Below are 2,346 nucleotides of genomic sequence, written 5' to 3'. Positions count from 1 at the left end.
GAAATAACGGTAATCTTACCCTTGAGTTGGCTGTATAAAGATGGGGAGAGGGGGAGCGGGGGAGCGAGGGGGCTGGGGAGCTGGGGGGCGGGGGAGCGGGGGAGCGGGGGAGATGAGGAAGTTAAATCTTCCCTATTCTCCCTATCTTCCCCATCCTTCCCACCTTCCCTATCCTCCCCATCCTCCCCATCTTCCCCATCTTCCCCATCCTCCAGTGACAATCCTACACCTGTGTGGACGCTAATAAAGGTGGGTTCGTAGCCCCAATTGGAGAGGCGATCGCGCCATTGTTCCTGCTGTTGTGGCGTTACTAAATCGCATTTATTTAAACACAAAGAAACCTCTAAGCCGGTAGATTCGGCCTTGACTAAAAACCGACTTAATGCTATAGGTTCTAAATCTGGTTCTACCAAGGCAAAAACTAAGAGAATTTGATCGGCATTGGCAATGGGAGGGCGATTGAGTTCGGTTCGGCGAGGAAATACTTCTGCGATCGCGCCTCTTCCCCCAGCCCAGTCTGGTTCTTCAACTACCACGCGATCGCCCACCATCACCTGCTGACCAATTTTTTTTAGTCGCGATCTGCGGGTACAAAGGAGTAGAAGGGGAGAGACGTTAGGTATTAGGTTCGATTCTTCACCTGAATCTTCACCACTAGAACCTGAGACTTCACCTATCTTGTCAGGGTTTACCAGTCCCGGATCTAACCGTACTTGGTAAAAATTGGCTTGAACAGCCAATACAGTACCCACAAGTAAGGACGAATTAACACTCATCCTTCTTCCTTCTGATCTCTTCCTTCTTCCCTCTGTTTAAAACTCATCATTATTTCATCCTTCTAACTGCTAATTTCATCCTTCATCCTTCACAAGAGGACGCTGCACCTTCAGAGCAAAATAGTCTCGCTCGTCAGCAGCAACAAACTGGGTGTCTAGAATCTGGTAGCCTTCCATTGTCAGACTGTCAGGTACTTGCTCAATCGGTTCGCCGGGATCTAGCCAAACTTCCAAAACTTCTCCAGGGGACATTTGTTCCAAGCGAAGTTTAGTCCGCACAAAATTAATTGGGCAGGGAGTCCCCCGTAGATCCATCTGGATGCTCGGCTTTGAAGTTACACTTTCGCTCATTTTTGAAATAAATTCCCTAAAAACCCTTCAATCCCGCCTTTTCCCGTGCGATCGCCTTTCAGTTTAGCCAATTGCAACAACAGATCCCGCTCCTCCGTCGTGACACGGGTAGGAATATCAATCGCTACTGTAATCAAATGATCTCCGCGACTAACTGGGTTTCCCAACCGAGGAACGCCTTTTTTCTCTAAAGTCAAAACTGTATTCGGCTGAGTCCCCGTCGGAATCAACAACTCCGTCGGCCCATCTACGGTATCTACCTCCAAGCGACAGCCCAAAATTGCTTGCAGATAACTAATTTTAACTTCCGAATGGATGTTGATCCCCTCTCGCTTAAATACTGGGTCTTCATCCACTGACAAAAATACGTACAAATCCCCTGGAGGGCCGCCCATTTTCCCAGCATCCCCTTCATTGGATACCCGCAAGCGAGTCCCGTTGTCAACTCCTGGGGGGACAGTAATTTTCAGTTTTTTTGTAACTTCCTTTTGACCTCTGCCAGCGCAGACTTCGCACTTGTCCTCAATTACCTGCCCGCTACCGTTGCAAGTGGGGCACACTGAAACTTGAGTAAAGCTACCGAAGGGAGTGCGGGTAGCACGGCGAACTTGACCTGTACCGGTGCAAGTTTGACAGGTTTGAGGTCTGGTTCCTGGTTTTGCCCCTGTACCGCTGCAAGTTTCGCAGGTTTCTAAATGTTTAATCCGAAGTTCTTTATCTCCACCAAACACTGCTTCTTGAAACTCTAGCTTCAAGTCAAGCCGTAAGTCGTCCCCACGCACGGGCCCTGTACGCCGACGACCTTGTTGAGTGGCAGCACCGCCTGCAAAACCGCTGAAGAAGCTCTCAAAAATATCAGCGAAGCTATCGCCGAAGTCTTGACTAAAGCCGCCTGCTCCAGCACCGGAAACGCCTGCTTCGCCAAAGCGATTGTAGCGCTCCCGTGTTTCTGGCTCTGAGAGAACCTCGTAGGCGCGGTTGATCTCTTTGAAGCGCTCTTCTGCGCCTGCTTCGTTATTGACATCGGGGTGATACTTGCGAGCTAGGCGGCGGTAGGCACGCTTAATTTCTTCTTTATCTGCATCGCGAGAAACACCGAGTATTTCATAGTAGTCGCCGGCCATATAGCTACTTGCCTGGAGTAAGTAATAGTAAACTGTGCAAAAAACATGAGGGAGTTTTTAAGAGAGGGGAGATGGGGGAGAGGGGGGAGATGGGG

General features: G+C 49.7%; 3 protein-coding genes. All 3 read right to left on the bottom strand.

Annotated features, from left to right (window positions below):
- The coding region (gene rsgA / locus PN499_RS25160; protein WP_272035690.1) for a ribosome small subunit-dependent GTPase A at positions 1 to 776 on the bottom strand (776 nt) is incomplete at its 3' end.
- Positions 777 to 851: 75 nt separating this feature from the next.
- Positions 852 to 1,127, bottom strand: a complete 276-nt coding sequence (locus tag PN499_RS25155; protein WP_272035688.1) for a sulfurtransferase TusA family protein — start codon at positions 1,125 to 1,127, stop codon at positions 852 to 854.
- The gene (dnaJ, locus tag PN499_RS25150; RefSeq protein ID WP_272035685.1) at positions 1,124 to 2,251 is read right to left on the bottom strand and encodes a molecular chaperone DnaJ; all 1,128 of its coding nucleotides are present in this window, start codon (positions 2,249 to 2,251) and stop codon (positions 1,124 to 1,126) included. Before dnaJ ends, PN499_RS25155 begins: the two co-directional genes overlap by 4 nt.
- Between the last annotated feature and the right edge of the window lie 95 nt (positions 2,252 to 2,346).

Origin of the sequence: Kamptonema animale CS-326 (assembly GCF_028330895.1) — a bacterium.
GTDB lineage: Bacteria > Cyanobacteriota > Cyanobacteriia > Cyanobacteriales > Microcoleaceae > Kamptonema > Kamptonema formosum.
Note: the sequence above shows the minus strand (reverse complement) of the source record. Positions and strands in the feature narration are given on the sequence as shown.